The organism is Variovorax paradoxus NBRC 15149 (genome assembly GCF_001591365.1).
Taxonomy (GTDB): Bacteria; Pseudomonadota; Gammaproteobacteria; order Burkholderiales; family Burkholderiaceae_C; genus Variovorax; species Variovorax paradoxus.
In genome coordinates this window covers 115247-139609 of the sequence record NZ_BCUT01000001.1, presented here as the reverse complement: position 1 = coordinate 139609, position 24363 = coordinate 115247, and the positions used below count along the sequence as shown (strand labels likewise).

General features: G+C 65.9%; 24 protein-coding genes and 1 pseudogene. 18 read left to right on the top strand and 7 right to left on the bottom strand.

Annotation, left to right across the window (positions count from 1 at the left end; all coding sequences use genetic code 11):
• The first annotated feature begins 85 nt into the window (after window positions 1-85).
• The 8 genes from VPA02S_RS00675 (at window position 86) to VPA02S_RS00640 (ending at window position 9691) form a co-directional block, all read left to right on the top strand.
• Window positions 86-1870, top strand: coding sequence for an acetolactate synthase 3 catalytic subunit (locus VPA02S_RS00675; RefSeq protein ID WP_012747478.1), 1785 nt, complete (start codon window positions 86-88; stop codon window positions 1868-1870).
• A 134-nt stretch (window positions 1871-2004) separates the two neighbouring features.
• Window positions 2005-2496 carry an acetolactate synthase small subunit gene (gene ilvN / locus VPA02S_RS00670; protein ID WP_012747479.1) on the top strand — a complete coding sequence of 164 codons (492 nt, stop codon included), beginning with the start codon at window positions 2005-2007 and terminating at the stop codon, window positions 2494-2496.
• Between the two features lie 55 nt (window positions 2497-2551).
• Window positions 2552-2824, top strand: a complete 273-nt coding sequence (locus tag VPA02S_RS00665; protein ID WP_012747480.1) for a DUF4282 domain-containing protein — start codon at window positions 2552-2554, stop codon at window positions 2822-2824.
• A 52-nt stretch (window positions 2825-2876) separates the two neighbouring features.
• Entirely contained in the window at window positions 2877-3893 is a 1017-nt protein-coding gene (gene ilvC / locus VPA02S_RS00660; protein WP_018906096.1) for a ketol-acid reductoisomerase, read from the top strand.
• A 185-nt stretch (window positions 3894-4078) separates the two neighbouring features.
• The gene (pssA, locus tag VPA02S_RS00655) at window positions 4079-4903 is read left to right on the top strand and encodes a CDP-diacylglycerol--serine O-phosphatidyltransferase (protein WP_012747482.1); all 825 of its coding nucleotides are present in this window, start codon (window positions 4079-4081) and stop codon (window positions 4901-4903) included.
• A gap of 184 nt (window positions 4904-5087) precedes the next feature.
• Window positions 5088-6791 (top strand): 2-isopropylmalate synthase, encoded by a 1704-nt coding sequence (gene leuA, locus VPA02S_RS00650; protein ID WP_018906095.1) that lies wholly within the window; start codon window positions 5088-5090, stop codon window positions 6789-6791.
• 61 nt (window positions 6792-6852) lie between these two features.
• On the top strand, window positions 6853-8391 hold the full coding sequence (locus VPA02S_RS00645; protein ID WP_012747484.1) for a 2-isopropylmalate synthase: 1539 nt from the start codon (window positions 6853-6855) through the stop codon (window positions 8389-8391).
• A 115-nt stretch (window positions 8392-8506) separates the two neighbouring features.
• A complete protein-coding gene (locus VPA02S_RS00640) occupies window positions 8507-9691 on the top strand; it encodes a serine hydrolase (RefSeq protein WP_018906094.1) in 1185 nt (394 codons plus the stop codon).
• Between the two features lie 59 nt (window positions 9692-9750).
• Here the strand turns inward: VPA02S_RS00640 and VPA02S_RS00635 are convergent, their stop codons facing one another.
• From VPA02S_RS00635 to aat, 3 genes are read right to left on the bottom strand one after another with little or no spacing between them, the layout of a single operon-like run.
• The gene (locus VPA02S_RS00635) at window positions 9751-10596 is read right to left on the bottom strand and encodes an IclR family transcriptional regulator (protein WP_018906093.1); all 846 of its coding nucleotides are present in this window, start codon (window positions 10594-10596) and stop codon (window positions 9751-9753) included.
• Window positions 10597-10626: 30 nt separating this feature from the next.
• Window positions 10627-11376, bottom strand: coding sequence for an arginyltransferase (locus VPA02S_RS00630; RefSeq protein WP_012747487.1), 750 nt, complete (start codon window positions 11374-11376; stop codon window positions 10627-10629).
• Window positions 11373-12128, bottom strand: a complete 756-nt coding sequence (gene aat / locus VPA02S_RS00625; RefSeq protein ID WP_012747488.1) for a leucyl/phenylalanyl-tRNA--protein transferase — start codon at window positions 12126-12128, stop codon at window positions 11373-11375. Before aat ends, VPA02S_RS00630 begins: the two co-directional genes overlap by 4 nt.
• Before the next feature lie 221 nt (window positions 12129-12349).
• Between aat and VPA02S_RS00620 the strand changes: the two genes are divergently transcribed.
• The 3 genes from VPA02S_RS00620 to VPA02S_RS00610 all read left to right on the top strand — a co-directional run bounded on the left by VPA02S_RS00620 (window position 12350) and on the right by VPA02S_RS00610 (window position 16096).
• Entirely contained in the window at window positions 12350-14680 is a 2331-nt protein-coding gene (locus VPA02S_RS00620) for a xanthine dehydrogenase family protein molybdopterin-binding subunit (RefSeq protein ID WP_012747489.1), read from the top strand.
• 37 nt (window positions 14681-14717) lie between these two features.
• Window positions 14718-15629 carry an AraC family transcriptional regulator gene (locus VPA02S_RS00615; RefSeq protein ID WP_018906092.1) on the top strand — a complete coding sequence of 304 codons (912 nt, stop codon included), beginning with the start codon at window positions 14718-14720 and terminating at the stop codon, window positions 15627-15629.
• Window positions 15630-15694: 65 nt separating this feature from the next.
• Window positions 15695-16096 (top strand): SRPBCC family protein, encoded by a 402-nt coding sequence (locus tag VPA02S_RS00610; protein WP_012747491.1) that lies wholly within the window; start codon window positions 15695-15697, stop codon window positions 16094-16096.
• On the opposite strand, the gene pobA is transcribed toward VPA02S_RS00610, so the two are convergent.
• Window positions 16093-17274 (bottom strand): 4-hydroxybenzoate 3-monooxygenase, encoded by a 1182-nt coding sequence (pobA, locus tag VPA02S_RS00605; protein ID WP_018906091.1) that lies wholly within the window; start codon window positions 17272-17274, stop codon window positions 16093-16095. The two genes, VPA02S_RS00610 and pobA, sit on opposite strands and share 4 nt — an antisense overlap.
• Before the next feature lie 131 nt (window positions 17275-17405).
• On the opposite strand from pobA, the gene VPA02S_RS00600 reads away from it, so the two are divergent.
• The 5 genes from VPA02S_RS00600 to VPA02S_RS00580 all read left to right on the top strand — a co-directional run bounded on the left by VPA02S_RS00600 (window position 17406) and on the right by VPA02S_RS00580 (window position 22115).
• Window positions 17406-18176: an IclR family transcriptional regulator domain-containing protein gene (locus VPA02S_RS00600; protein ID WP_012747493.1), complete on the top strand. Its 771-nt coding sequence runs from the start codon at window positions 17406-17408 to the stop codon at window positions 18174-18176.
• 54 nt (window positions 18177-18230) lie between these two features.
• Window positions 18231-18890: a response regulator gene (locus VPA02S_RS00595; protein WP_012747494.1), complete on the top strand. Its 660-nt coding sequence runs from the start codon at window positions 18231-18233 to the stop codon at window positions 18888-18890.
• Window positions 18887-20215, top strand: coding sequence for an ATP-binding protein (locus VPA02S_RS00590; RefSeq protein ID WP_018906090.1), 1329 nt, complete (start codon window positions 18887-18889; stop codon window positions 20213-20215). The genes VPA02S_RS00595 and VPA02S_RS00590 overlap by 4 nt, the downstream gene beginning before the upstream one ends.
• Window positions 20216-20313: 98 nt before the next feature.
• A complete protein-coding gene (locus VPA02S_RS00585) occupies window positions 20314-21789 on the top strand; it encodes a DegQ family serine endoprotease (protein WP_018906089.1) in 1476 nt (491 codons plus the stop codon).
• A gap of 23 nt (window positions 21790-21812) precedes the next feature.
• A complete protein-coding gene (locus tag VPA02S_RS00580) occupies window positions 21813-22115 on the top strand; it encodes a hypothetical protein (protein WP_012747497.1) in 303 nt (100 codons plus the stop codon).
• Window positions 22116-22130: 15 nt separating this feature from the next.
• On the opposite strand, the gene VPA02S_RS00575 is transcribed toward VPA02S_RS00580, so the two are convergent.
• Together VPA02S_RS00575 and VPA02S_RS31605 are read right to left on the bottom strand one after the other, a co-directional pair.
• Window positions 22131-22340: a hypothetical protein gene (locus VPA02S_RS00575; protein WP_012747498.1), complete on the bottom strand. Its 210-nt coding sequence runs from the start codon at window positions 22338-22340 to the stop codon at window positions 22131-22133.
• 226 nt (window positions 22341-22566) lie between these two features.
• Window positions 22567-22800 (bottom strand): hypothetical protein, encoded by a 234-nt coding sequence (locus VPA02S_RS31605; RefSeq protein ID WP_150106772.1) that lies wholly within the window; start codon window positions 22798-22800, stop codon window positions 22567-22569.
• A gap of 138 nt (window positions 22801-22938) precedes the next feature.
• Here VPA02S_RS31605 and VPA02S_RS00570 point away from each other — a divergent pair.
• Window positions 22939-23249 (top strand): annotated as a pseudogene (locus tag VPA02S_RS00570) (type II toxin-antitoxin system HigB family toxin).
• A gap of 12 nt (window positions 23250-23261) precedes the next feature.
• Window positions 23262-23645, top strand: a complete 384-nt coding sequence (locus tag VPA02S_RS00565; protein WP_018906086.1) for a helix-turn-helix domain-containing protein — start codon at window positions 23262-23264, stop codon at window positions 23643-23645.
• Window positions 23646-23794: 149 nt separating this feature from the next.
• Here the strand turns inward: VPA02S_RS00565 and VPA02S_RS00560 are convergent, their stop codons facing one another.
• Window positions 23795-24202 carry a hypothetical protein gene (locus tag VPA02S_RS00560; protein WP_026284175.1) on the bottom strand — a complete coding sequence of 136 codons (408 nt, stop codon included), beginning with the start codon at window positions 24200-24202 and terminating at the stop codon, window positions 23795-23797.
• Window positions 24203-24363 lie beyond the last annotated feature (161 nt).

Genomic DNA, 24363 nt, shown 5'->3' with positions numbered 1-24363 from the left:
GGCCTCAAGTCCTGGCGCGGCCCCACAAGGGCTGGCAAGGGGCACCCAAGGTTTTTCGTTCCCGAAAAAACTCCAAAGGTTGATCATGGAAATCTCGAAGGCGGAACTCGCTTCCGCAGCAGCCGCGTCCTCTGGCGCCGGCAACCCAACGCAAGAACTCATGGGCGCTGAAGTGCTGGTCAAGGCACTGCAGGCCGAAGGCGTCCAGTACATCTGGGGCTATCCCGGCGGCGCGGTTCTGTACATCTACGACGCGTTCTACAAGCAGGACACCATCCAGCACGTGCTGGTGCGCCACGAGCAGGCAGCCGTCCACGCGGCCGATGGGTATGCGCGCGCCACCGGCGAGGTCGGCGTGGCGCTGGTCACCTCGGGCCCCGGCCTCACGAATGCCGTCACCGGCATCGCCACGGCGTACATGGACTCGATCCCGATGGTGATCATCTCGGGCCAGGTACCCACCGCCGCCATCGGCCTGGACGCCTTCCAGGAATGCGACACCGTGGGCATCACCCGCCCCATCGTGAAGCACAACTTCCTCGTCAAGGATCCGAAGGATCTGGCCATGACGATGAAAAAGGCCTTCCACATCGCACGCAGCGGCCGGCCCGGGCCGGTGGTGGTGGACGTGCCCAAGGACGTTTCCTTCAAGAAGACCCCGTATGCCGGCTATCCCGACAAGGTCGAGATGCGCTCGTACAACCCGGTGCGCAAGGGCCACGGCGGTCAGATCCGCAAGGCGCTGCAGCTGCTGCTGAACGCCAAGCGCCCCTACATCTACACGGGCGGCGGCGTGCTGCTGGGCAACGCCTGCAACGAACTGCGCACGCTGGTCGACATGCTCGGCTACCCGGTCACCAATACGCTGATGGGCCTGGGCGCCTATCCGGCGAGCGACCGCAAGTTCCTGGGCATGCTGGGCATGCACGGCACCATCGAAGCCAACAACGCCATGCAGAACTGCGACGTGCTGCTGGCCGTGGGCGCGCGCTTCGATGACCGCGTGATCGGCAACCCCAAGCACTTCGCGACGAACGAACGCAAGATCATCCACGTCGACATCGATCCGTCGAGCATCTCCAAGCGCGTGAAGGTCGATATCCCGATCGTCGGCGACGTGAAAGACGTGCTCACCGAGCTGATCTCGATGATCCGCGAGAGCACCACCAAGCCCGACGCCGGCGCGCTGGCCGACTGGTGGAAGACCATCGAGGCCTGGCGCTCGCGCGACTGCCTCAAGTACGACCGCGGCAACAAGGACGTGATCAAGCCGCAGTACGTGGTCGAAACGCTCTGGAACATGACCAAGGACGCCGACGCGTACATCACCTCGGACGTGGGCCAGCACCAGATGTGGGCGGCGCAGTACTACCGCTTCGACGAGCCGCGCCGCTGGATCAATTCGGGTGGCCTCGGCACCATGGGCGTGGGCATTCCGTACGCCATGGGCATCAAGCTCGCCAAGCCCGATTCGGAAGTGTTCACCATCACCGGCGAAGGCTCGGTGCAGATGTGCATCCAGGAACTCTCGACCTGCCTGCAGTACAACACGCCGATCAAGATCTGCTCGCTCAACAACCGCTACCTGGGCATGGTGCGCCAGTGGCAGGAGATCGAATACTCCGGCCGCTACAGCCACAGCTACATGGATGCGCTGCCCAATTTCGTGAAGCTGGCCGAGGCCTACGGGCACGTCGGCATGCTGATCGAGCGTCCACAGGACGTGGAGCCGGCGCTGCGCGAAGCACGCAAGCTCAAGGACCGCACGGTGTTCATGGACTTCCGCACCGACCCCACCGAGAACGTGTTCCCGATGGTCAAGGCCGGCATGGGCATCACCGAGATGCTGCTGGGCTCCGAAGACCTCTGACCGGTCTGCGGCGCATTTGCTTTTAACTCTTTACTGACGAATCTATTGCCCGCCGAGCCTGCGCATTACCGTGCGCGGGGGAGGGCGGCGAAAGCGAAAGCTTCCGCGCAGGCGAAAAGAGGAGTCACGCAAACATGAAACACATCATTGCAGTGCTGCTGGAAAACGAGCCAGGTGCTCTTTCCCGCGTGGTGGGCCTGTTCTCGGCCCGCGGCTACAACATCGAATCGCTGACCGTCGCGCCGACCGAGGACGCGAGCCTCTCGCGCATGACCATCGTCACCGCCGGCTCGGACGACGTGATCGAACAGATCACCAAGCATCTCAACCGGCTGATCGAAGTGGTGAAGGTCGTCGACCTGACCGAAGGCGCGTACACGGAGCGCGAGCTCATGATGGTGAAGGTGCGCGCAGTCGGCAAGGAGCGCGAGGAAATGATGCGCATGGCCGAGATCTTCCGCGGCCGCATCATCGACGTCACGGACAAGAGCTACACCATCGAACTCACCGGCGACCACGGCAAGAACGACGCTTTCCTGGAAGCGATCGACCGTAGCGCTATCCTCGAGACTGTCCGCACCGGTGCCAGCGGCATCGGGCGCGGCGAGCGCATCCTGCGCGTGTAGGGGGTGAAGATCCCCTCAGTTCCACTGTTCTAAACCAAGGCACGAGGAGAAGGTAATGCAAGACTTGCTGGGCTTCGAGAAGATGGTCACCCCGATCGTCATCCGGATACTGTATTTCCTGGGATTGCTGGTGGTATTGATTTCCGGCGTGGGCGCGCTCTTCAGCGGCGGCTTCAGAGGCATTCTTACCGGCTTCGCGATCCTGATTTTTGGCGCGATCATGGTTCGCGTCTACAGCGAATTGCTGATCCTGCTGTTCCGCATTCACGACAACCTCGTGTCCATCAACCAGCAAATGAAGGACCGGAATCCCTCCGGCCAACTGTGAGTGAACGCACCCCCGCACAGGGGTGCCAGAGATTAAATAGGAAAGACGCATCATGAAGGTTTACTACGACAAGGACGCCGACCTCAGCCTCATCAAGGGCAAGACGGTCGCAATCATCGGTTACGGCTCGCAAGGCCATGCGCATGCGCAGAACCTGAACGACAGCGGCGTCAAGGTCGTGGTCGGCCTGCGCAAGGGCGGCGCCTCCTGGCCCAAGGTCGAGAAGGCCGGCCTCAAGGTCGCCGAAGTGGCCGACGCCGTGAAGGCCGCCGACGTGGTCATGATCCTGCTGCCCGACGAGCAGATCGCCAACGTCTACAAGAACGACGTGGCACCGAACATCAAGGAAGGCGCTTCGCTGGTCTTCGCGCACGGCTTCAACGTGCACTACGGCTTCGTGCAGCCGCGCGCCGACCTCGACGTGTGGATGGTCGCTCCCAAGGCCCCCGGCCACACCGTGCGCAGCACCTACACGCAAGGCGGCGGCGTGCCCCACCTCGTGGCCGTGCACCAGGACAAGAGCGGCAAGGCGCGCGACCTCGCGCTGAGCTACGCCACCGCCAACGGCGGCGGCAAGGCCGGCATCATCGAGACCAACTTCCGCGAAGAAACCGAGACCGACCTGTTCGGCGAACAGGCGGTTCTGTGCGGCGGCACGGTCGAGCTGATCAAGGCCGGTTTCGAGACGCTGGTGGAAGCCGGCTACGCGCCCGAAATGGCGTACTTCGAATGCCTGCACGAGCTCAAGCTGATCGTCGACCTGATCTATGAAGGCGGCATCGCCAACATGAACTACTCGATCTCGAACAACGCCGAATACGGCGAGTACGTCACGGGCCCGCGCATCGTGACCGAAGAGACCAAGAAGGTCATGAAGCAAGTGCTCAAGGACATCCAGACCGGCGAATACGCCAAGAGCTTCGTGCTGGAAAACGCTGCCGGCGCTCCCACGCTGATCAGCCGCCGCCGCCTGAACTCCGAGCACCAGATCGAAGTCGTCGGCGAGAAGCTGCGCGCGATGATGCCGTGGATCAAGAAGAACAAGCTGGTCGACCAGACCCGCAACTGATCCGCCAATGAAGCGGGTGCCGCGGCACCCGTTTTCCGAGGGCCACCCGCCGGGGTGGCCTTTTTTCATGAGGGGGCGGACCATCCCCCCTGAACTACACTGCGAACCCATGCGATTTACAGACCAGGAAGCTATCGGATGGATAGCTGTTCGCGCAGTGCCCACGAGGGACGGAGGCAAATTCAATGCATGACGACACGGTTCCCGACGAAGTGCCGCCGCGCAAGCGCCGCAAGGGCATCTACATACTGCCGAACCTGTTCACGCTCGCTGCGCTGTTCGGGGGCTTCTATTCGATCGTGATGGCGATGAATGCGCGTTTCGACCTCGCGGCGATCGGCGTGTTCGCCGCAATGATTCTCGACAGCCTGGACGGCCGCGTGGCGCGCATGACCAACACGCAAAGCGCGTTCGGCGAGCAGATGGATTCGCTGTCCGACATGGTGTCGTTCGGCGCCGCTCCTGCGCTCATCGCCTACGAATGGTCGCTCAAGGGACTGGGCCGCTGGGGCTGGATCGCGGCCTTCGTGTATTGCGCCTGCGCCGCGCTGCGGCTGGCGCGCTTCAACGTCAATACCGGCGTGGTCGACAAGCGCTGGTTCCAGGGGCTGCCGTCCCCGGCGGCGGCGGCGCTCGTGGCCGGCTTCATCTGGCTCATGACCGAGTGGGGCAAGCGCGGCGGCGAGGTGCTGTATCTCTCGTGGACGCAGATCACGTGGATCACCTTCGCGTTCACGCTCTACGCCGGACTTTCGATGGTCACCAATGCGCCGTTCTACAGCTTCAAGGACGTCCAGATGAAAAAGAGCGTGCCCTTCGTGGTGATCGTGCTCATCGCGCTCGGCATCGCGGTCATCAACATCCATCCGCCCACGGTGCTTTTCGGCCTCTTCGTGGCCTATGGCCTGAGCGGCTATGTGGTCTACGCGTGGCGCAAGGCCAAGGGGCAGCAGGCGAGCGTGATCAGCACCTCGACCGAAGAGCCCGACGAGCGGGGCTTGCATAACTGAAGCCGGCTTGTGCTACATTCACAACCCTCATGACCAAGATTTCGCTGCTGGCCCTACTAGCCCTCCCTCACGGGCGGAGACGGTAGCGCACGCGCAAATCCCTCACCACGGCCCGTTCGCACCAGCAACGGGCCGTTTGTTTTTGGGGTTGCTGGTTGATTCCAACCATCACAGAGAAATCGACATGCTGAAGCAACCTCAAGCCAAATACCGCGCATTCGCCCCGATCGGCCTCAAGGACCGCACCTGGCCCGATGCCGTGCTGACCAAGGCCCCGATCTGGCTGTCGACCGACCTGCGCGATGGCAACCAGGCGCTGGTCGAGCCGATGGACATCGCGCGCAAGATGCGCATGTTTGAGACGCTCGTGGCCATCGGCTTCAAGGAAATCGAAGTCGGCTTTCCCTCTGCCTCGCAGATCGAATTCGACTTCGTGCGCAAGCTCATCGAGGAAGACCGCATTCCCGACGACGTGACGATCCAGGTGCTCACGCAGGCGCGCGACCACCTCATTGCGCGCACCTTCGAATCGCTGCAGGGCGCGCCGCGTGCCATCGTTCATCTCTACAACGCGGTGGCGCCCGTGATGCGCCGCGTGGTGCTCGGCATGGACGAAGACCAGATCGTCGAGCTTGCGAGCAGCCATGCGCGCATGTTCAACGAATTCGCCGCGAAGCAGCCGAACACGAGGTGGACCTTCCAGTATTCGCCCGAAATGTTCTCGGGCACGGATGTGGTGTTCTCCAAGCGCGTGGTCGACGCGGTGACGGAAGTCTGGGCGCCGACGCCCGAGCGCAAGTGCATCGTCAACCTGCCCACCACGGTCGAGCATTCCACGCCGAACATCTTTGCCGACATGATCGAGTGGATGCACCGCAACCTCGCGCGCCGCGATTCGATCGTGCTGTGCGTGCATCCGCACAACGACCGCGGCACCGGCACGGCGGCCGGCGAACTGGCTCTGATGGCGGGGGCTGAGCGCATCGAGGGCTGCCTGTTCGGCAATGGCGAGCGCACCGGCAATCTCGACCTCGTGAACGTCGCGCTCAACCTCTACACCCAGGGCGTTTCGCCCGAGCTCGATTTCTCGAACATCGACGAGATCCGCGCGACGGTCGAGCATTGCAACCAGATCCCGGTGCATCCGCGCCATCCGTATGTGGGCGATCTCGTCTACACCTCGTTCTCGGGTTCGCACCAGGACGCGATCAAGAAGGCCTTCGCGGCGCGCAAGGACGGCGACATCTGGGACATGCCCTACCTGCCGATCGATCCGAAGGACGTGGGCCGCAGCTACGAGGCCGTGATCCGCGTGAACAGCCAGTCGGGCAAGGGCGGCATGGCCTACCTGCTCGAGAGCGAATACGGCCTCGAGATGCCGCGCCGCCTGCAGATGGAATTCATGCAGACCGTGCAGCGCGTGATGGACGTGGCCGGCAAGGAACTCACTGCCGCCGACCTCTGGGAACTGTTCGTGCGCGAATACGGCCTCGAGGCCGCGCATTCTTTGCAGCACCGCGTGATCGAGGAAGAAGGCGAGGGCGCCAGCGCCTCGGTGGTGCTGCGCGGCGACCTGCCCTGGGACGGCGAGATCCGCGCCATCGAAGGCCGCGGCAACGGGCCGATCGACGCCTTCACCCAGGCGCTGAGCAAGGCCACGGGCCATACCGTGCGCGTGATGGACTACCACCAGCACGCCATCGGCGCGGGTGCCGATGCCAAGTCGGTGGCGTACCTCGAGCTGCGCGTGGACGAGGCGCAGACGCTGTTTGGCGTGGGCATCGACGCGAACGTGATCTCCGCTTCGCTGAAGGCCATTGTCTCGGGCGTGCAGCGCGCGCGGACCCGCGGCGCGCACAGCGCACAATCGGTGGTTGAGCTCGCCTGACGCCGTCCCCCGCCGTATGCGCAAGGTGCGAAATGATCAAGAGGAACCAAGGAGATCCACGATGACCGACCAACTCATTATTTTCGACACCACCTTGCGCGACGGCGAGCAGTCGCCCGGCGCCTCGATGACGCGCGACGAGAAGATGCGCATCGCCAAGCAACTCGAACGGCTCAAGGTCGACGTCATCGAAGCGGGCTTTCCAGCCAGTTCGAACGGCGACTTCGAGGCCGTCAAGGCGATCGCCGACATCATCAAGGAATCGACCGTGTGCGGCCTGTCGCGCGCCAACGACCGCGACATCTCGCGCGCCGCCGAGGCGCTCAAGGGCGCGGCGCGCGGGCGCATCCACACCTTCATCGCGACTTCGCCGCTGCACATGGAAAAGAAGCTGCGCATGTCGCCCGACGAAGTGCACGAGCAGGCGAAGCTTGCCGTGCGCTTTGCGCGCAACCTGGTGTCCGACGTGGAGTTCAGCCCCGAGGACGGCTACCGCAGCGATCCCGACTTTCTCTGCCGCGTGCTGGAGACCGTGATCAACGAGGGCGCCACCACCATCAACGTGCCCGACACCGTGGGCTACGCCATTCCCGAGCTCTACGGCAACTTCATCAAGATGCTGCGCGAGCGCGTTCCCAACAGCGACAAGGCGATCTGGTCGGTGCATTGCCACAACGACCTTGGCATGGCCGTGGCCAACTCGCTGGCGGGCGTGAAGATCGGCGGCGCGCGCCAGGTGGAGTGCACGATCAACGGCCTGGGCGAGCGTGCGGGCAACTGCTCGCTCGAAGAGGTGGTGATGGCGGTCAAGACGCGCAGGGACTACTTCGGCCTGGACCTCAACATCGACACCACGCACATCGTGGCTGCCAGCCGCATGGTGAGCCAGACCACTGGCTTCGTGGTGCAGCCCAACAAGGCCGTGGTGGGCGCCAACGCCTTCGCGCACGCCTCGGGCATTCACCAGGACGGCGTGCTCAAGGCCCGCGACACCTACGAGATCATGCGGGCCGAGGACGTGGGCTGGGCCGCCAACAAGATCGTGCTGGGCAAGCTCAGCGGGCGCAATGCATTCAAGCAGCGGCTGCAGGAACTGGGCGTGACCATGGCCAGCGAAGCCGACATTAACGCCGCCTTCTTGCGCTTCAAGGAACTGGCGGACCGCAAGTCCGAAATTTTCGACGAGGACATCCTCGCGCTCGTCAGCGCTGAAGAGCACTCGAACGTTGACGAACAGTTTGCTTTTGTCTCGCTCTCGCAGCACAGTGAAACCGGCGAACGTCCCCAGGCCAAGGTTGTCTTCACCGTCCAGGGTAAGGAAGTCACTGGTGAATCCGATGGCAATGGCCCGGTCGATGCTTCTCTCAAGGCCATTGAATCGCATGTCAAGAGCGGCGCCGAAATGGTGCTTTACTCGGTGAATGCGATCAGTGGCTCGACAGAAAGCCAAGGAGAAGTTACAGTTCGGTTACAAAATGCGGGGCGGGTGGTCAACGGTGTCGGGGCAGATCCAGACATCGTGGTCGCGTCGGCAAAGGCTTATTTGAGTGCGCTCAACAAGTTACAGAGCCAAGCTGAGAAAGTGGCGGCACAAGGTTAGGTGACACGCGATTCTTGTTATTCGATTGAAGAACAGGACGCAAGTAACTGATATTGCGTGCCTTTTTTGATTTGGATACACTGCGGTTCTCAATTTCGCCGCTGGAGATTTATTAATGCCCGAAACCCGCCCCCGCCGAGTTTCCAGCCAGCGGTTCTTGCCCGCAGTCAAATTCGTCGCCGTCGCGCTCTGCGCCACGGCGTTTTTGCTGTCCGGTGCACAGGCCGCCAAGAAGGAAAAAACAACCGCCGCCAAGACCTCCGTGGCCAAGAAGTCCGCAGGACCGGTGCCGGTTGAAGTCAAACGCTCCGGCAAGGCGCCGCGCGGCGCCAAGGTCGCCGACAGAAGCGAGAAGGTCGTCCGTGGCGGCCGCAACGTGGTGGCTTCCATTCGCCAGAAGAACGGCAAGACCGTGGTTGCCGTGCAGCGACGCTCGGTGGTTCGCGTCGAAACGCCGGCGCGCCAGTCCTTCGGGCAACTGGCCGGCCTGCACGGAACCGACGACGCGCTCGACCTGAAGTCGAGCGTTGCGCTGGTGATCGACCAGGACACGCACGAAGTGCTGTTCAGCAAGAACGACCATGCGGTGCTCCCGATCGCATCGCTCACCAAGCTGATGACCGGCCTCCTGATCAGCGAAGCGCATCTGCCCAACGACGAACTGATCACCATCACGCAGGACGACGTCGACACCGAAAAAGGCAGCCGTTCGCGCCTGACGGTCGGCACCACGCTGTCGCGCGGCGAGCTCCTGCACCTGGCCCTGATGTCGAGCGAGAACCGTGCGGCGCATGCACTGGGCCGCACCTATCCCGGCGGCCTCGCAACCTTCGTGAGCATCATGAATGCCAAGGCGAAGATGCTCGGCATGAAGGACACGCGCTACGTGGAGCCCACCGGCCTGTCGAGCCGCAACCAGTCGAGCGCGCAGGATCTCGCGCTGCTCGTCAATGCCGCCTATTCCGACGCCACGGTGCGCTCGCTGTCGACCTCGCCTGAATACCAGGTCGAGGTGGGCAACCGCGTGCTGCAGTTCAACACCACCAACCGTCTCGTGAAGAGCCCGGATTGGGAAATCGGCGTGCAGAAGACGGGCTACATCTCCGAAGCCGGCCAGTGCCTCGTGATGCAGGCCAAGGTGGCGGGGCGCAAGCTGATCATGGTGTTCCTGGATTCGGCCGGCAAGTTCAGCCGCATTGCCGATGCGGAACGTGTTCGCCGCTGGGTCGAGGCCACGCACGCCTCGACGGGCTCGCCGGCTGCATCGCGCAGCACTGCGGCCTACCAGGTCGCCGGCTGATCGAACCCGCCGCCCTGAACAGGGGCGGCATGTCGAGAACGGCCGGCGGGGCCGGCCGATCAGCCCCCGCCGGGGCCTGAAGCGCTGCTGGTACCGATTGCCGCAGGGCCCGCGGCCGCCGCCGCTGCGGCATCCTTGTAGCCCAGCGCTCCCGAGATCTCGTTGGCCGTGGCCTGCAGCTTGGGCAGCCATCCTTCGTCCAGCCGGTCCGCTGGCGCGGAAATCGACAACCCCGCCACCAGCTTGCCCTGGTCGTCGTAGATGCCGGCGGCCATGCAGCGCACGCCCAGCTCGAGCTCCTCGTTGTCGCGCGCAATGCCGTACTGGCGCGCCTTCGACAGCTCGCGCTCGAGTGCGGGCAGCTGCGTGATGCTGTTGCGCGTGTGGCCGGCCAGGCCGGTTCGCGTGGCGTAGCTGCGCACGCGCTGGGGATCGTCGGCCGCCAGGAACAGCTTGCCGGTGGAGGTCAGGTGCAGGGCGGCCCGCCCGCCGATGGCGCGCACCACCTGCATGCCCGAACGCTCGCTGTACGAGCGCTCGATGTAGACGATCTCGTCGCCCTGGCGCATGCTGAGGTTGACGGGCTGCTGGGTGAGCTTGTGCAGCTCGCGCATCGGCCCGAGGGCTGCGTCGCGCACGTTGAGCCGGCCCTTGACGAGGTTGCCGAGTTCCAGCAGCCGCATGCCGAGCCGGTAGCTGCCGGCCTCGGGCCGGTCGACGAAACGGCCGACCGCCAGGTCGTTGAGGATGCGGTGGGTGGTGGAGGGGTGCAGGCCCGTCTTCTCGCTGATTTCCTTCAGCGAAATGGCCTCCTCGCGGGAGGCGAGCACGTCGATCAGCGCGAACATGCGCTCGATCACCTGGATGACTGGAACGGCAGGAACGTCGGATTGGTTTTTTCTCATGGCGCGATGCGGTGTGGACCGGGCGCCATTTTACCTTGTGAAATCGGATGGTGCTTGCCAGCGTCCGTCGATCAGCAGCTCGTGCGGCGCAAAGCGCGCCTTGTAGTTCATCTTGGCGCTGCCTTCGATCCAGTAGCCGAGATAGACGTGCGGCAGGCCGAGCTTGCGCGCCTGCTCGATCTGCCACATCACGCTGTAGGTGCCGTAGCCGGCGCTGCTGTCGGGTTCGTAGAAGGTGTAGACCGCGGAGATACCGTCGTTCAGCACGTCGAGTATCGACACCATCTTGAGCGCGCCGGCCGTGCCGTCGGGCAGCGCCTCGCGGAATTCGACCAGCCTGGAGTTGACGCGGCTTTGCAGCAGGAACTGGGTGTACTGGTCGATGCTGTCGTGGTCCATGCCGCCGCCGGCGTGGCGGCCGGTCTGGTAGCGCAGGTAGAGCTTGTAGTGTTCGGGCACGAAGCACAGCTTGAGCACGCGCGCCAGCAGGTTCTGGTGCTGTTTCACGGCGCGGCGCTGGCTGCGGCTGGGCTGGAAACTGTTGACCAGCACGCGCAGCGGTATGCAGGCGCGGCAGCCGTCGCAATAGGGCCGGTAGGTGAACATGCCGCTGCGCCGGAAGCCGCTGAGCACCAGGTCGGAGTAGGCGTCGTTGTGGATCAGGTGGCTGGGCGTGGCCACCTGCGAGCGGGCCTGGCGGTCCGGCAGGTAGCTGCAGGGATAGGGCGCCGTCGCGTAGAACTGCAGCGTGTGAAGCGGAAGATCCTTGAGGTGCGTCACGTCGGTCCGGAAGGTCGCGCGGAAAGGAGTTCTGCCCAGTATACGGGCTCGAAATGCCACTGTGGGCCCTGTTGTTCCCGGGCCCGGGCGACGTGCGCCACGAAGCGGCTGCGCGACATTTCGCGGGCGCCCAGGCTGGCCAGGTGGGAGGTGTTCTGCTGGCAGTCGATCATCTTCACCTGGAAGCGGCGGCACAGGCATACCAGCGCGGCCAGCGCGATCTTGGAGGCGTCCGGACGGCGCGTGAACATCGATTCGCCGAACACCGCGCGCCCCAGCCCCACGCAGTAGAGGCCGCCCGCGAGCTGGCCGTCGATCCAGGTCTCCACGCTGTGCGCGTGGCCGGCCCGGTGCATCGCCATGTAGGCCTGCACCATGTCCGGCACGATCCAGGTGCCCGATTGGCCGGTGCGCGGCGACTGCGAGCAGGCCGCGATGACCGAGGCGAAGTCGTGGTCGATGCGCACCTCGCAGCCGGCGGTCTGGGTGAACCGCGCCAGCGTCTTGCGCAGCGACCGGTGGAGCTTGAATTCGGCCACCTGCAGCACCATGCGCGGATCGGGGCTCCACCAGAGAATCGGCTGGTCTTCGCTGAACCAGGGGAACACGCAGCGGCCGTAGGCGTGCACCAGGGTGTCGACGTCGAGCGCGCCGCCGGCGGCGAGCAGGCCGGGTACGGGATCGTGCTCGCCCCAGGCGGAGGCGGGGTCGGGCAGTGCGTCGCCGGGTTCGAGCCAGGGCAGTTGTTGCATGGCCGTAGGTATACACGGCTTCGCCCGGGCTTCGGCCGAGGCCGGGAAAATGCCCGTCCCGCAGCGGGAAGGCAAACGATTGCGGCCCGGGCGCCACAGGCGCTGCCCGTGAAGCGCACAAGACTATCCGAAGCCCATATAGTGCTGCTTCCCATTTGCACACTCCATGCGGACCCGCCGGGCCGGCGTCGCCCGGTACAGGCCTGCCCAAGAGGACCACGTTGACCACTGATTCCATCCCCACCCGTTTCGGCAGCGGCCAGGCAGTGCGCCGCCTCGAGGACGAGAGCCTGCTGTCCGGCGCAGGCCGCTATACCGACGACGTCGCGCTCCCCGGCCAGACGCATCTCGTCTTCCTTCGGTCTCCCTATCCGCATGCGCGCATCGTGTCGATCGACACGGCCGCCGCTGCCGCCATGCCCGGCGTGCTGCGCGTGATCACCGGCGCCGAGCTGGCCGAGGCCGGCGTCAAGCCGATGCCGGGCGCCGTGGGCTTCAAGCGGGCCGACGGCAGCGATTGCGCCAGCCCTCCGCGCCTGGCCCTGGCGCATGGCACAGCCCGCTTCGTGGGCGAGGCCGTGGCCGCGGTGGTGGCCGAAACCGTCCAGCAGGCACGCGATGCCGCCGAGGCGGTGGTGGTCGACTACGAAGCGCTTCCCATGGTGGTCGACCTCGCAAGCGCCACCGCCGACGGCGCGCCGCTGCTGTGCGAGGAGGCCACCGGCAACGTCGCCGCCGAAATGCGCCATGGCAGCAGCGACGCCGCAACCGCCGCCTTTGCCAAGGCCAAGCACGTGGTGGCGCTCGACGTGGTCAACCAGCGCGTGGTGGCGCTGACCATCGAGCCGCGCTCGGTGCTCGCCGCGCCTGACGCCGAATCGGGCCGCCTCACCATCCGCATGAGCACCCAGATGCCGTCGGGCGTGCGCGATTCGGTGTGCGCCGCCATCGGCCTCGCCAAGGAAAAGGTGCGCGTGGTGGTGGGCGACGTGGGCGGCGGCTTCGGCATGAAGACCGGCGCCTATCCGGAGGACATTGCCGTTGCGTTTGCGGCGCTGCAGGTCGGGCGCCCCGTGAAGTGGGTGGCCGACCGCAGCGAGGAGTTTCTTTCGAGCGCGCACGGCCGCGACATCGAGGCCAGGGCTGAGCTCGCGCTCGATGCGGACGGAAAGATCCTTGCGCTGCGCATCAGGACGCTGGCCAACGTCGGGGCCTATGCCACCGGCACCGGCGTTGCGATCCAACTGCTGATCGGCCCCTGGGTGCAGACCAGCGTCTACGACATCCAGACCATCGACTTCCATTTCAAGGCGGTGCTCACCAACACCGCGCCCACTGGCGCCTACCGCGGTGCGGGCCGTCCCGAGGCGATCTTCACCATCGAGCGCCTGATGGACGAGGCCGCCCGCCAGATCGGCATCGACCGCATCGCGCTGCGCCGCCGCAACTTCATCCGCCCCGAGCAGATGCCCTACAAGAACCCGATGGCGCAGACCTACGACACCGGCAAGTTCGAGTCGGTGATGGACCAGGCGCTGGCGCTGGCCGACTGGCAGGGTTTCGACGCCCGGGCCGCCGAGTCGGCGAACAACGGCAAGCACCGCGGCCTGGGCATTGCCACCTTTCTCGAATGGACCGGCGGCAATGTGTTCGAGGAGCGCGTCACGGTCTCGGTGCAGGCCGATGGCGTGATCGAGGTGTTCTCCGCCGTCAACGCCATGGGGCAGGGCATTGCCACCTCGCTTGCGCAGCTGGCGGTCGATGCCTTCGGCGTGCCGATCGAGAAGGTGCGCGTCGTGCTCGGCGACACCGACCGCGGCGACGGCTTCGGCAGCGCTGGTTCGCGCTCCCTCTTCACCGGCGGCTCGGCGGTCCGCATCGGCGCCGAACGCACCATCGACAAGGCGCGCGCACTCGCAGCCCAGGAGTTCGAAGCCGCCATCGACGACATCACCTACACCCGCGGTGTCTTCACGGTGGCCGGCACCGATCTCGAACTCGACCTGTTCGCCCTGGCAGGCAAGCAGCCCGAGCGCGAGATATTCGTCGACTCCACCAGCACCGTGGCCGGTCCGACCTGGCCCAACGGCTGCCACGTCTGCGAGATCGAGATCGATCCGCCCACGGGCGAGATCAGCGTGGTGGCCTACAGCTCGGTCAATGACGTGGGCCGCGTGATCAACCCGATGATCGTTCGCGGCCAGCTCGAAGGCGGCGCGGTGCAAGGCATCGGCCAGGCGCTGTACGAGCAGGTGGTGTACGACAACGAAACCGGCCAGCCGCTCACCGGCAGCCTCATGGACTACGCGGCGCCGCGCGCGGACATCGTCCAGGCCATGTTCCACATGGAGATGGACGAGTCGACGCCGTGCGCCAACAACCCGCTGGGCGTGAAGGGCGTGGGCGAGCTGGGCACCATCGGCGCCACGCCCGCCATCGTGAACGCCGTGGCCGACGCCTTCGCGCGCAACGGCCTTGCGGCCAGCGCTCCGCGCCTGCACATGCCGCTGAGCCCGGCGCGCGTGTGGCAGGCCATGCACACCGTCGATTGAGCATCCTCGGGCCGGGTGATCGAAGGGCGCACACACCATGCTCGTCACCACCGAACTGCAGACCGATGCGATCCGCGTGTCGAGCTACCGCTGCGACGCCCAACCTGGCGCGCGGCCGTTCACCGAGGTGCACGCCGAATATTCGATCTCGTACGTGCGCAAGGGCAGCTTCGGCTACCGCACGCGCGGCAATGCTTATGAACTGGTGGCCGGCTCCGTGCTGGTGGGTTGCCCGGGCGATGAATACGTCTGCACCCACGACCACCATGTCTGCGGCGACGAATGCCTGGCGTTCCATTTGTCGCCGGGCTTCGTCGACCTGGTCGGCGGCGACCGGCGGACCTGGCGCACGGCAGGGCTTCCGCCGCTGCCCGAGCTGATGGTGCTTGGCGAGCTTGCGCAGGCCGCGGCCGAGGGGCGCAGCGATGCAGGCCTCGACGAGCTGGGCATGTGGTTCGCGAGCCGTTTCGTCGAGGTGGTGGAAGGGCGCAGCAAACCCGCGCCGCCATCCGCTGCGGCACGCGACAGGCGCCGTGCGGTCGACGCGGCGATGTGGATCGACGCGAACTCGCACGGCGACATCGGCCTCGAAACCGCGGCGTCCGAAGCGGGACTGAGTTCGTTCCACTTCCTGCGCCTGTTCTCGCAGGTGCTCGGCGTCACGCCGCACCAGTACCTGGTCCGTTCGCGCCTGCGCCACGCGGCGCGGCTGCTGGCGGATGACGACCGGCCCGTGACCGACGTGGCCTTCGACGTCGGCTTTGCCGACCTGAGCAACTTCGTTCGCACCTTCCACCGCGCGGCCGGGGTATCGCCGCGCGGCTTTCGCCAGGCCGCCAAGGGCGACCGCAAGATTTTCCAAGACCGCCTGGCCGCACTGTTCGATGATGACCGCCTGATCCACCCGTCGAGCAGAAAGCCATCGCCATGTACGACCCCATCGGACTGAAAGCCACAGACCTTGCCGCAAGCCGGTGCTGCGATGCGGCGGCCTGCCCCTGAAGGCGCACGACCATGGCAACGATCTACAAGGAATTCATCGTCGAAGCCGATGCCTCGCGCGTCTGGGACGCACTGCGCGATTTCGGCGCCGTGCACACGCGCCTTGCGCCCGGCTTTCTCACCGGCTGCGAGCTGGACGGCAAGGGCGCGCGCATCGTGAGCTTTGCCAACGGCCTGGTGGCGCGTGAACTGCTGGTGGGCATCGACGAGGCCAACAGTCGGCTGGCCTATACCGTGACCGGCGGCAAGGCGAGCCACCACCACGCCTCGGCTCAGGTGTTCGCGCTGGGCGAAGGGCGCTCGCGCTTCGTCTGGATCACCGATGTGCTGCCCGACGAACTGGCCGCCTACATCGAACCGATGATGGTGCAGGGCGGCGTGGCGATGAAGAAGACGCTCGAGGCGGCCGGCTAGAAGTCTTCGAGCGGCAGGCCGACGTAGTTCTCCGCCAGCGCGGTGGAGGCCGCGTGCGAATGCACCAGGTAGTCAAGTTCGGCTTCCTGGATCTTCTGGCCGAAGGCGCCGGTCTCGGGGAAGCGGTGCATCAGCGAGGTGAACCACCACGAGAAGCGCTCCGCCTTCCAGACGCGGCGCAGGCAGAGGTCGGAATACCGGTCGAGCGCGGAGGCCGATTTCTCGCCGTAGAAGATCTCGAGCGCCCGCGAGAGGTAGCCCACGTCGGCTGTTGCCAGGTTGAGCCCCTTGGCGCCGGTCGGCGGCACGATGTGCGCGGCGTCGCCGGCCAGGAACAGCGCGCCGAAGCGCATCGGTTCGGCCACGAAGCTGCGCAGCGGCGCAATGCTTTTCTCGAGCGAAGGGCCGGTCACCAGCCGCTCGCGGGCCTCGGGGTCGAGCCGTGCGCGCAGCTCATTCCAGAAGGCCTCGTCGCTCCAGTTCTGGACCTTCTCGTCGGCCGGCACCTGCACGTAGTAGCGGCTGCGGTGCGCGCTGCGCATGCTGCACAGCGCAAAGCCGCGCTCGGTGTTGGCGTAGATCAGTTCGTGCGACACCGGCGGCACGTCGGCCAGCACGCCGAGCCAGCCGAAGGGATAGATCTTTTCGTAGGTCTGGATGGCGTCGGCCGGCACGCTGGCGCGGCTCACGCCGTGGTAGCCGTCGCAGCCGGCGATGAAGTCGCATTCGATCTCGTGCGTCTGGCCGTCTTTTTCGTAGCGCACGCGCGGGCGCTGCGAATCGAAGCCGTGCAGGCTGACGTTGGCGGCGCTGTAGATGGTGGCAAGGCCCTCGGCCGAACGCGCTTCCATCAGGTCGCGCGTCACTTCGGTCTGGCCATAGACCGTGACCTGTTTGCCGTTTGTCAGGCCATGCATGTCGATGCGGTGCCGCGCGCCCTTGAACAGCAGCTCGATGCCGTCGTGGGGCAGCCCTTCGGCCTTGGCGCGCGCATCGACACCTGCGCGCGCCAGCAGGTCCATGGTGACCTGCTCGAGCACGCCGGCGCGGATGCGCCCGAGCACGTAGTCGCCGCTCTGCCGCTCGACGATGACGTTGTCGATGCCGGCCTTGAAAAGCAGCTGTCCGAGAAGCAGGCCTGCCGGGCCTGCGCCGATGATCGCGACCTGTGTGCGCATGTTCGTGTCTCCAATGGGTTTTCCGCGAGCGTAGGGCGAACGCGGCAGGCTGTCGCGGCGTGCGGCAAGGCACTGTGCGATCATGCGAATGGCTGCGCGATCATCGCGCAACACTTCGCAGATTGACCGAAATGACCATCGCCAAGGCCGACTTTATCGAGGGCATCGCCAAGGGAATGGCGGTGCTCGAAAGCTTCGACACCGAGCGCCAGCGCCTCAACGCCACGCTGGCCGCCGAGCGCGCCGGCCTCACGCGCGCCGCCGCGCGCCGGCACCTGCTCACGCTGGCCCACCTGGGCTACCTGGAGACCGACGGCAGCTATTTCTGGATGGCACCCAAGGTGCTGCGTTTCTCGGGCAGCTACCTGGCGTCGTCGCGGCTGCCGCGCGCGCTGCAGCCCACGCTGAACCGGCTGGCGGCGCAGACCGGCGAATCGTTCTCGGCCGTGGTGCTCGATGGCGAAGAGGCGGTCATCATTGCGCGCAGCGGCGCCTACGGCACGCCGACCCGCGTGCTGGCCTACGGCCTGCACCTTGGCGCCCGCTTGCCGGCCCACGCGACATCGACCGGGCGGGTGCTGCTCGCGGCCATGGCGCCGGCCCAGTTCACGCAATGGCTCAAGGGGCGCCACCTTGCGCGGCTCACGCCGCACACCACCACCCAGGCGCGCGGCCTGCGCCAGCTGATTTCCCGCGTGCGCAAGGACGACTACTGCTTTGCCAGCGAAGAGCACGAACTCGGCGTGCAGGCGCTCGCGGTGCCGCTGCGCGACATGCAGGGCCGCACCGTGGCCGCGCTCAACGTGGTGCTGTCGGGCACGCGCTACCAGGAAGAGACGCTCCAGCGCGAGATGCTGCCGCTGCTCTTCGAGGCGGCGCGCGAAGTGCGCTCGCTGCTGTGAGCTGAACTTCCGCGCGGCCGCTGCCTCGAATCCCGAAACGGACACAACAACACCATGCGACTCCTGCTTCTCGAAGACGACGTGATGATCGGCGAGGCCGTGCTCGACCTGCTGCGCGCCGAGCAGTACGCGGTGGACTGGGTGAAGGACGGCGAGGCGGCCGAATCCGCATTGCGCACCCAGCAGTACGACCTCGTGCTGCTCGACCTGGGCGTGCCGCGCCGCGACGGGCTCGAGGTGCTGCGCAGCCTGCGCGCCCGCAAGCAGCGCATGCCGGTGCTGATTGCCACCGCGCGCGATTCGGTGCAGCAGCGCATCGAAGGGCTCGACGCGGGCGCCGACGACTACGTGCTCAAGCCCTACGACCTCGACGAGCTGCTGGCGCGCATCCGCGCCCTGCTGCGCCGCGCCGCGGGGCGCGCCGAGCCGGTGTACGAGCACATGGGCGTGAGCATCAACCCGGCCACGCGCGAGGTCGCGGTGGAGGGTCAGCCGGTGGTGCTTTCGGCGCGCGAATGGGCCGTGCTCGAACCGCTGATCGCGCGGCCCGGCATGGTGCTGTCGCGCGCCCAGCTCGAGGAAAAGCTCTACAGCTGGAAGGACGAGATCAGCAGCAATGCGGTCGAGGTCTATGTGCACGGCCTGCGCAAGAAACTCGGCGCCGAGCTGATCCGCAATGTGCGGGGCGTCGGCTACATGGTGCCGAAGGCATGATCCGCGCGCTGACCGGATCGCTGCGCGCGCGCCTGCTGTGGTTCCTGCTCGCGGCCATCGTGCTGGCGGCCGGCGCGCAGGCGCTGGTGGCCTACCGCACGGTGCTGAAGGAGGCCGACGAGATCTTCGACTACCACATGCAGCAGATGGCGCTGTCGCTGCGCGCCGGCCTGCCGCCGAGCGCGGCCGTGGGCGGCCTGGGCAGCGGCGAGCAGAACTTCGATTTCGTGGTGCAGGTGTGGACCGCCGACGGCGTGCGCATCTTCGAATCGGCCGAACAGGCGGCGCTGCCGCAGCTGGCGGTGCTGGGCTTTGCCGACGTGCGCGCGCGCGGCACCACCTACCGAGTGTTCTCGATGCAGACCAGCGGGCTCGTGATCCAGGTGGCGCAAGACATGGCGGCGCGCCGCAACATGGCCGGCGCGCTGGCGCTGCGCACCATCGCACCGGTGGCGCTGATGGCGCCGCTGCTCATGCTGGTGGTGTGGTGGGTGGTGAGCCGATCGCTCGCGCCGGTGTCGCGCGTGCGTGGGCAGGTCGCCTCGCGGCAGGCCGACGATCTTTCCCCCGTGAGCGAGGAGAACCTGCCCGACGAGGTGCGCCCGCTGGTGCAGGAGCTCAACCTGCTGTTCGACCGGGTGCGGCATGCCTTCGACGCGCAGAAGCACTTCGTCGCCGATGCGGCGCACGAACTGCGCTCGCCGCTGGCCGCGCTGAAGCTGCAGGTGCAGGGCCTGCAGCGCGCCTCCGATGCCGCGTCGCGCGAGCTGGCCGTGAGCCGGCTGGTCGCGGGCATCGACCGCGCGACGCGCCTGGTCGAGCAGATGCTTGCGCTGGCCCGGCATGAAGCCAGCATGGCGGCGGGGGCAAAGTCCGAACCGGTCGACCTGGGCGAAGTGGCGCGCCTGGCCATCTCGGACGCGGTCGCGGCGGCGCAGGCCCGGCGCATCGACATCGGCATCTCGCATGCCGACCCGGCCGTGGTGAACGGCCAGCCCGAGGCGCTGCGGATGCTGCTGCGCAACCTGATCGACAACGCCGTCAAGTACACGCCCGAAGAGGGGCGGGTCGACGTCGGCATTGCAAGCCTGGGCACGGCGGTGGAGCTGAGCGTGGACGACAGCGGCCCCGGCCTGCCGGAAGAAGAGCGCGAACGCGTGCTCGACCGCTTCTACCGCTCGGGCGAGCCGCAGGCGCCGGGCAGCGGGCTCGGCCTGGCCATCGTGAAGTCGATCGCCCAGATGCATGGCGCCACGGTGGCGCTTGCGGCCTCGCCGACGCTGGGCGGGCTGCAGGTGCTGGTGCGATTTGCCGCCAAGGCCTGAATCGCCGCGCGGTTCGTTGTTTAAGCCGCGCTTAAGCCAACGGGCCGACATTCCTTTCATCGTGTTTGCGTGCAGACGCATTGAAAGGAAAGCTAGAAATGAACACCCGACTGACTTCCCCCCATGCCCTGGTGCTTGCCTTGGCGACCGCCGGGGTGATCGGCGCCGTCGGTGCCGGCGCATACACCAGTGCCCGCGCCGTGAATGCGCCGACCACCAACGCCACGAGCGTGGCGCCCGCGGCCATGGTGACGCTGCCCGACTTCTCCACCATCACTTCGCGCGACGGTCCCGCGGTGGTCAACATCAGCGTGACGGGCACCGCCAAGGCGTCCGAGGACCAGGCCGCGGCCGAGATCCAGGGCATCGATCCGGACGATCCGATGTTCCAGTTCTTCCGCCGCTTCCAAGGCCAGATCGGCCCGCGCGCCCAGCAGCGCGAAGTGCCGGTGCGCGCGCAGGGCTCGGGCTTCATCGTGAGCCCCGACGGCATCATCATGACCAACGCGCACGTCGTGAAAGACGCCAAGGAGGTCACCGTCAAGCTGACCGACCGGCGCGAATACCGCGCCAAGGTGCTCGGCGCCGACGCCAAGACCGACATCGCGGTGCTCAAGATCGATGCCAAGAACCTGCCCACGCTCGCGCTCGGCAACACCAAGGACCTGAAGGTCGGCGAATGGGTGCTGGCCATCGGCTCGCCCTTCGGCTTCGAGAGCACGGTGACGGCCGGCGTCGTGAGCGCCAAGGGCCGCTCGCTGCCCGATGACAGCTACGTGCCGTTCATCCAGACCGACGTCGCGGTGAACCCCGGCAACTCCGGCGGCCCGCTGCTCAACACGCGCGGCGAAGTGGTCGGCATCAATTCGCAGATCTACAGCCGCAGCGGCGGCTACCAGGGCGTGTCGTTCGCCATTCCGATCGACGTGGCGGTGCAGGTGAAGGACCAGATCGTCGCGACCGGCAAGGCCACGCATGCGCGCCTTGGCGTGGCGGTGCAGGAAGTGAACCAGGCCTTTGCCGACTCCTTCAAGCTGGACAAGCCCGAGGGCGCGCTGGTCTCCAACATCGAGAAGGGCGGCCCCGGCGACAAGGCCGGCCTGAAGGCGGGCGACGTGATCCGCAAGGTGGACGGCCAGCCCATCGTCTCGTCGGGCGACCTGCCTGCGGTCATCGGGCAGCAGACGCCGGGCAAGAAGGTCACGCTCGAAGTCTGGCGCCAGGGCGAGCGGCAGGAGCTTTCGGCCAAGCTCGGCGATGCGAGCGACAAGCCCGCGCAGGTCGCCAAGAACGAGAGCGCGGCGGGGCAGGGCAAGCTCGGCCTTGCATTGCGGCCGCTGCAGCCGCAGGAAAAGCGCGAAGCCGCCATCGAGAACGGGCTGCTCGTCGAGGATGTGGCGGGCCCGTCCGCCATGGCCGGCGTGCAGGCGGGCGACGTGCTGCTGGCCATCAACGGCACGCCCGCCAAGAGCCTGGAGCAGGTGCGCGAGGTGGTGGCCAAGGCCGACAAGTCGGTCGCGCTCTTGATCCAGCGCGGCGAAGACAAGATCTTCGTGCCGGTGCGGATCGGGTGAAGCCCGCGCCAGGACAAAAAAAGATGGCTTCATCCGCGGGTGGCCTTTCGGCGCACATCCTGCCCACGTCGGCCACCATGATCGGCGTGTGCATGACCGTGATGTCGATCGGCCACCTGGGCCCGCGCGACGACCTGCGGCTCCTGATCGACCGCCTGCTGGCCATCGACGCGCTGGTCTTCCTGGCCAGCGCGCTGCTGTCTTTCATCTCGATGCGCTCGCGCAGCTCGGGCGTACGGCTGGAGGCCTGGGGCGAGATGGTCTTCATCGCGGGCCTCGCGCTGCTGGCCCTGGGCGCGGTGACGCTGGCGTTTGCGCTGCGCTGAGGCCGGCGCCCCGGTTCAGGATTCCTTGTCGCCCCGATCCTTGTCGGGAGCCTGCGCATCGAGTTCGTCCTTGATGGACCGGTTTCCTCGAAGGACCAGGAAGAGCACGGCACCCAGGCCAATGGCAACGATCACGGCAATGAATCCGCCGCCGGAGGCCCACCACCAGAACAGGCCGCCCGCAACGAGCAGGAGCGCGGTGATGAGTAGAGGTTTCAAGTGCATGGCGCGAGGCAATAGTACGTTGGCGCTAATGTACGCGTCGTTACCGTTCGGCGACCGATTTGTGGTTTGGGAAATACCCTCTTTTTGACATTTCTGAATCTGCACTAGACGGTGGCCCGCTCCGCGCGAGGGATCCGCCGGCGAGCAGACGAATTCGAAGGAAGGGATGAGCCGCTCGTCCCAGACCGGAAGAACCTGAAGCGAGTGAAGGGGGTGAAGGGGGCGGTCACCCGTACGCCAGTGCGAGTTCCGTGATTCCTTCCGAAGTGATCTTCACGACCACCGCGGATTCGTAGTTCCTGAACGAACTGCGAAGATCGAGCGGCGGGGTGATGTCGGCTTCGACGCAGCCCAGCGCCTTGAGCGTCGCGATGGCCTGGATCAACTCCGGATCCCGGACATGAACCGGGAACCTGGCATGTTCGAGTTCGAGCAGGTACTCAATGGGTGTAGCTGGCACGATGGGAACATCATGGCCCAACCGCGGCGGCTTGTGTTCAGCCTGCGTTGACGAGATTCGTGCGGATCACCCTACAAGCGTCGGACTCTGGGAGGGGCGACTTGCGATAGTCCCAATTTGGGACTAAACTTTCTCCTGATGCACGTAGTCGCAAACTCGAACCTCATCGCTTTCTACCAAGATCCGAGTTATCGAGATGCCGAACCCGGATTAAGGGCGTGGTACGAAGAGGCAAAAATGCAAAGTGGACGACACCCGCTGTCGTGAAGGCCCAGTACGCCAACGCCAGCATCATTGCGAACAACCGCGTGGTGTTCAACATCAAGGGGAACGACTACCGCCTGATCGTCGCCATCGCCTACAGGATGCAGTACGTCTTTATCAAGTTCATCGGTACGCACACGCAATACGACCAGATCGATGCTGCGACCGTCGACCAGTTCAAATAAAGGAGTCCGACCATGGAAGTCAGAGCCATCCGCACTGATGCCGACTACCGCGCGGCGCTGCGCGAGGTGTCTGCACTGATCGACCTCGATCCTGATCGCGAATCGCCCGAGGGTGAACGTCTCGAAGTGATCGGCACGCTGGTGCAAGCTTACGAAGCCGAGCACTACCCCGTCGACCCGCCCGATCCCATCGAGGCGATCCGCTTCCGCATGGAGCAGTCGGGTTTGGGAGTGCGCGACCTCGTGCCATACATCGGCCCGCTGAACCGCGTCTACGAAGTGCTCGCGCGCAAGCGCCCGCTGACGCTGCACATGATTCGCCGCCTCAACAAGGGTTTGGGCATTCCGGCCGACGTGCTCATTGGCCAAGAGCGAAATGAGCCCATCGCGGCCTGACACCGGGCCGTGCGCGTGGACGGCGGATGCCGAGCAGCGCCGACATGCCGCGCCATGCCAAGCGGGCCTGGTCGAGCAAGCGCTGGTCCAGGCTCGCGATCGATGCAACCCAATCGGGGAATAGCGGCGCAGTCCGGCAGGATTCGTACTCAGACCGCCCGCACGTCGAAGAACGCTTCATCGGTGTCTCCAAGGTCGCGAAAGCCGGCGGTTCGGGCTGCGTCATAGGCCTTCATCCAGCGCCTGGCGAGCGCCATCTCTTCTCTCGTGAGGTCGGTTTCGCTCGACTCGCTGGCATTGTGGAACGCGCGCAGCGCACGCGTGACGTCGCCGCCGAGCTGCCGGTCGAGCTCGCGCCGGAAGCGCTGCTCCGAAACCTTGACGGCGTCCGCAGCCGGATGCGGGTAGTCGGCAAGCCGCACGGTGTAGGCAACCCGCGGTTCGGGCTCGATGTCTTCGAACCTGAAAGGCGGCTCTTCCGAAACATCGGCCTGCGGGAGCGCGGCCTCGTGGCTTGGAGCCGCAGCCTGCGGGTAGAAAAGTTCGGCCTGGTTCATGTGCATTTCTCCTCTGCCTTCTTGCTGGAAAGCGCCTGACCTTCGAACGGGTATCTCGACCGTCCGCATCAAAGCTGTATGAATATACAGTAATATCAGGACTCCGAGCCAGTGCTCGAATCCCCTTTGCAGTTGCCCCCGAATCTTGGTTTTGCGGGGCC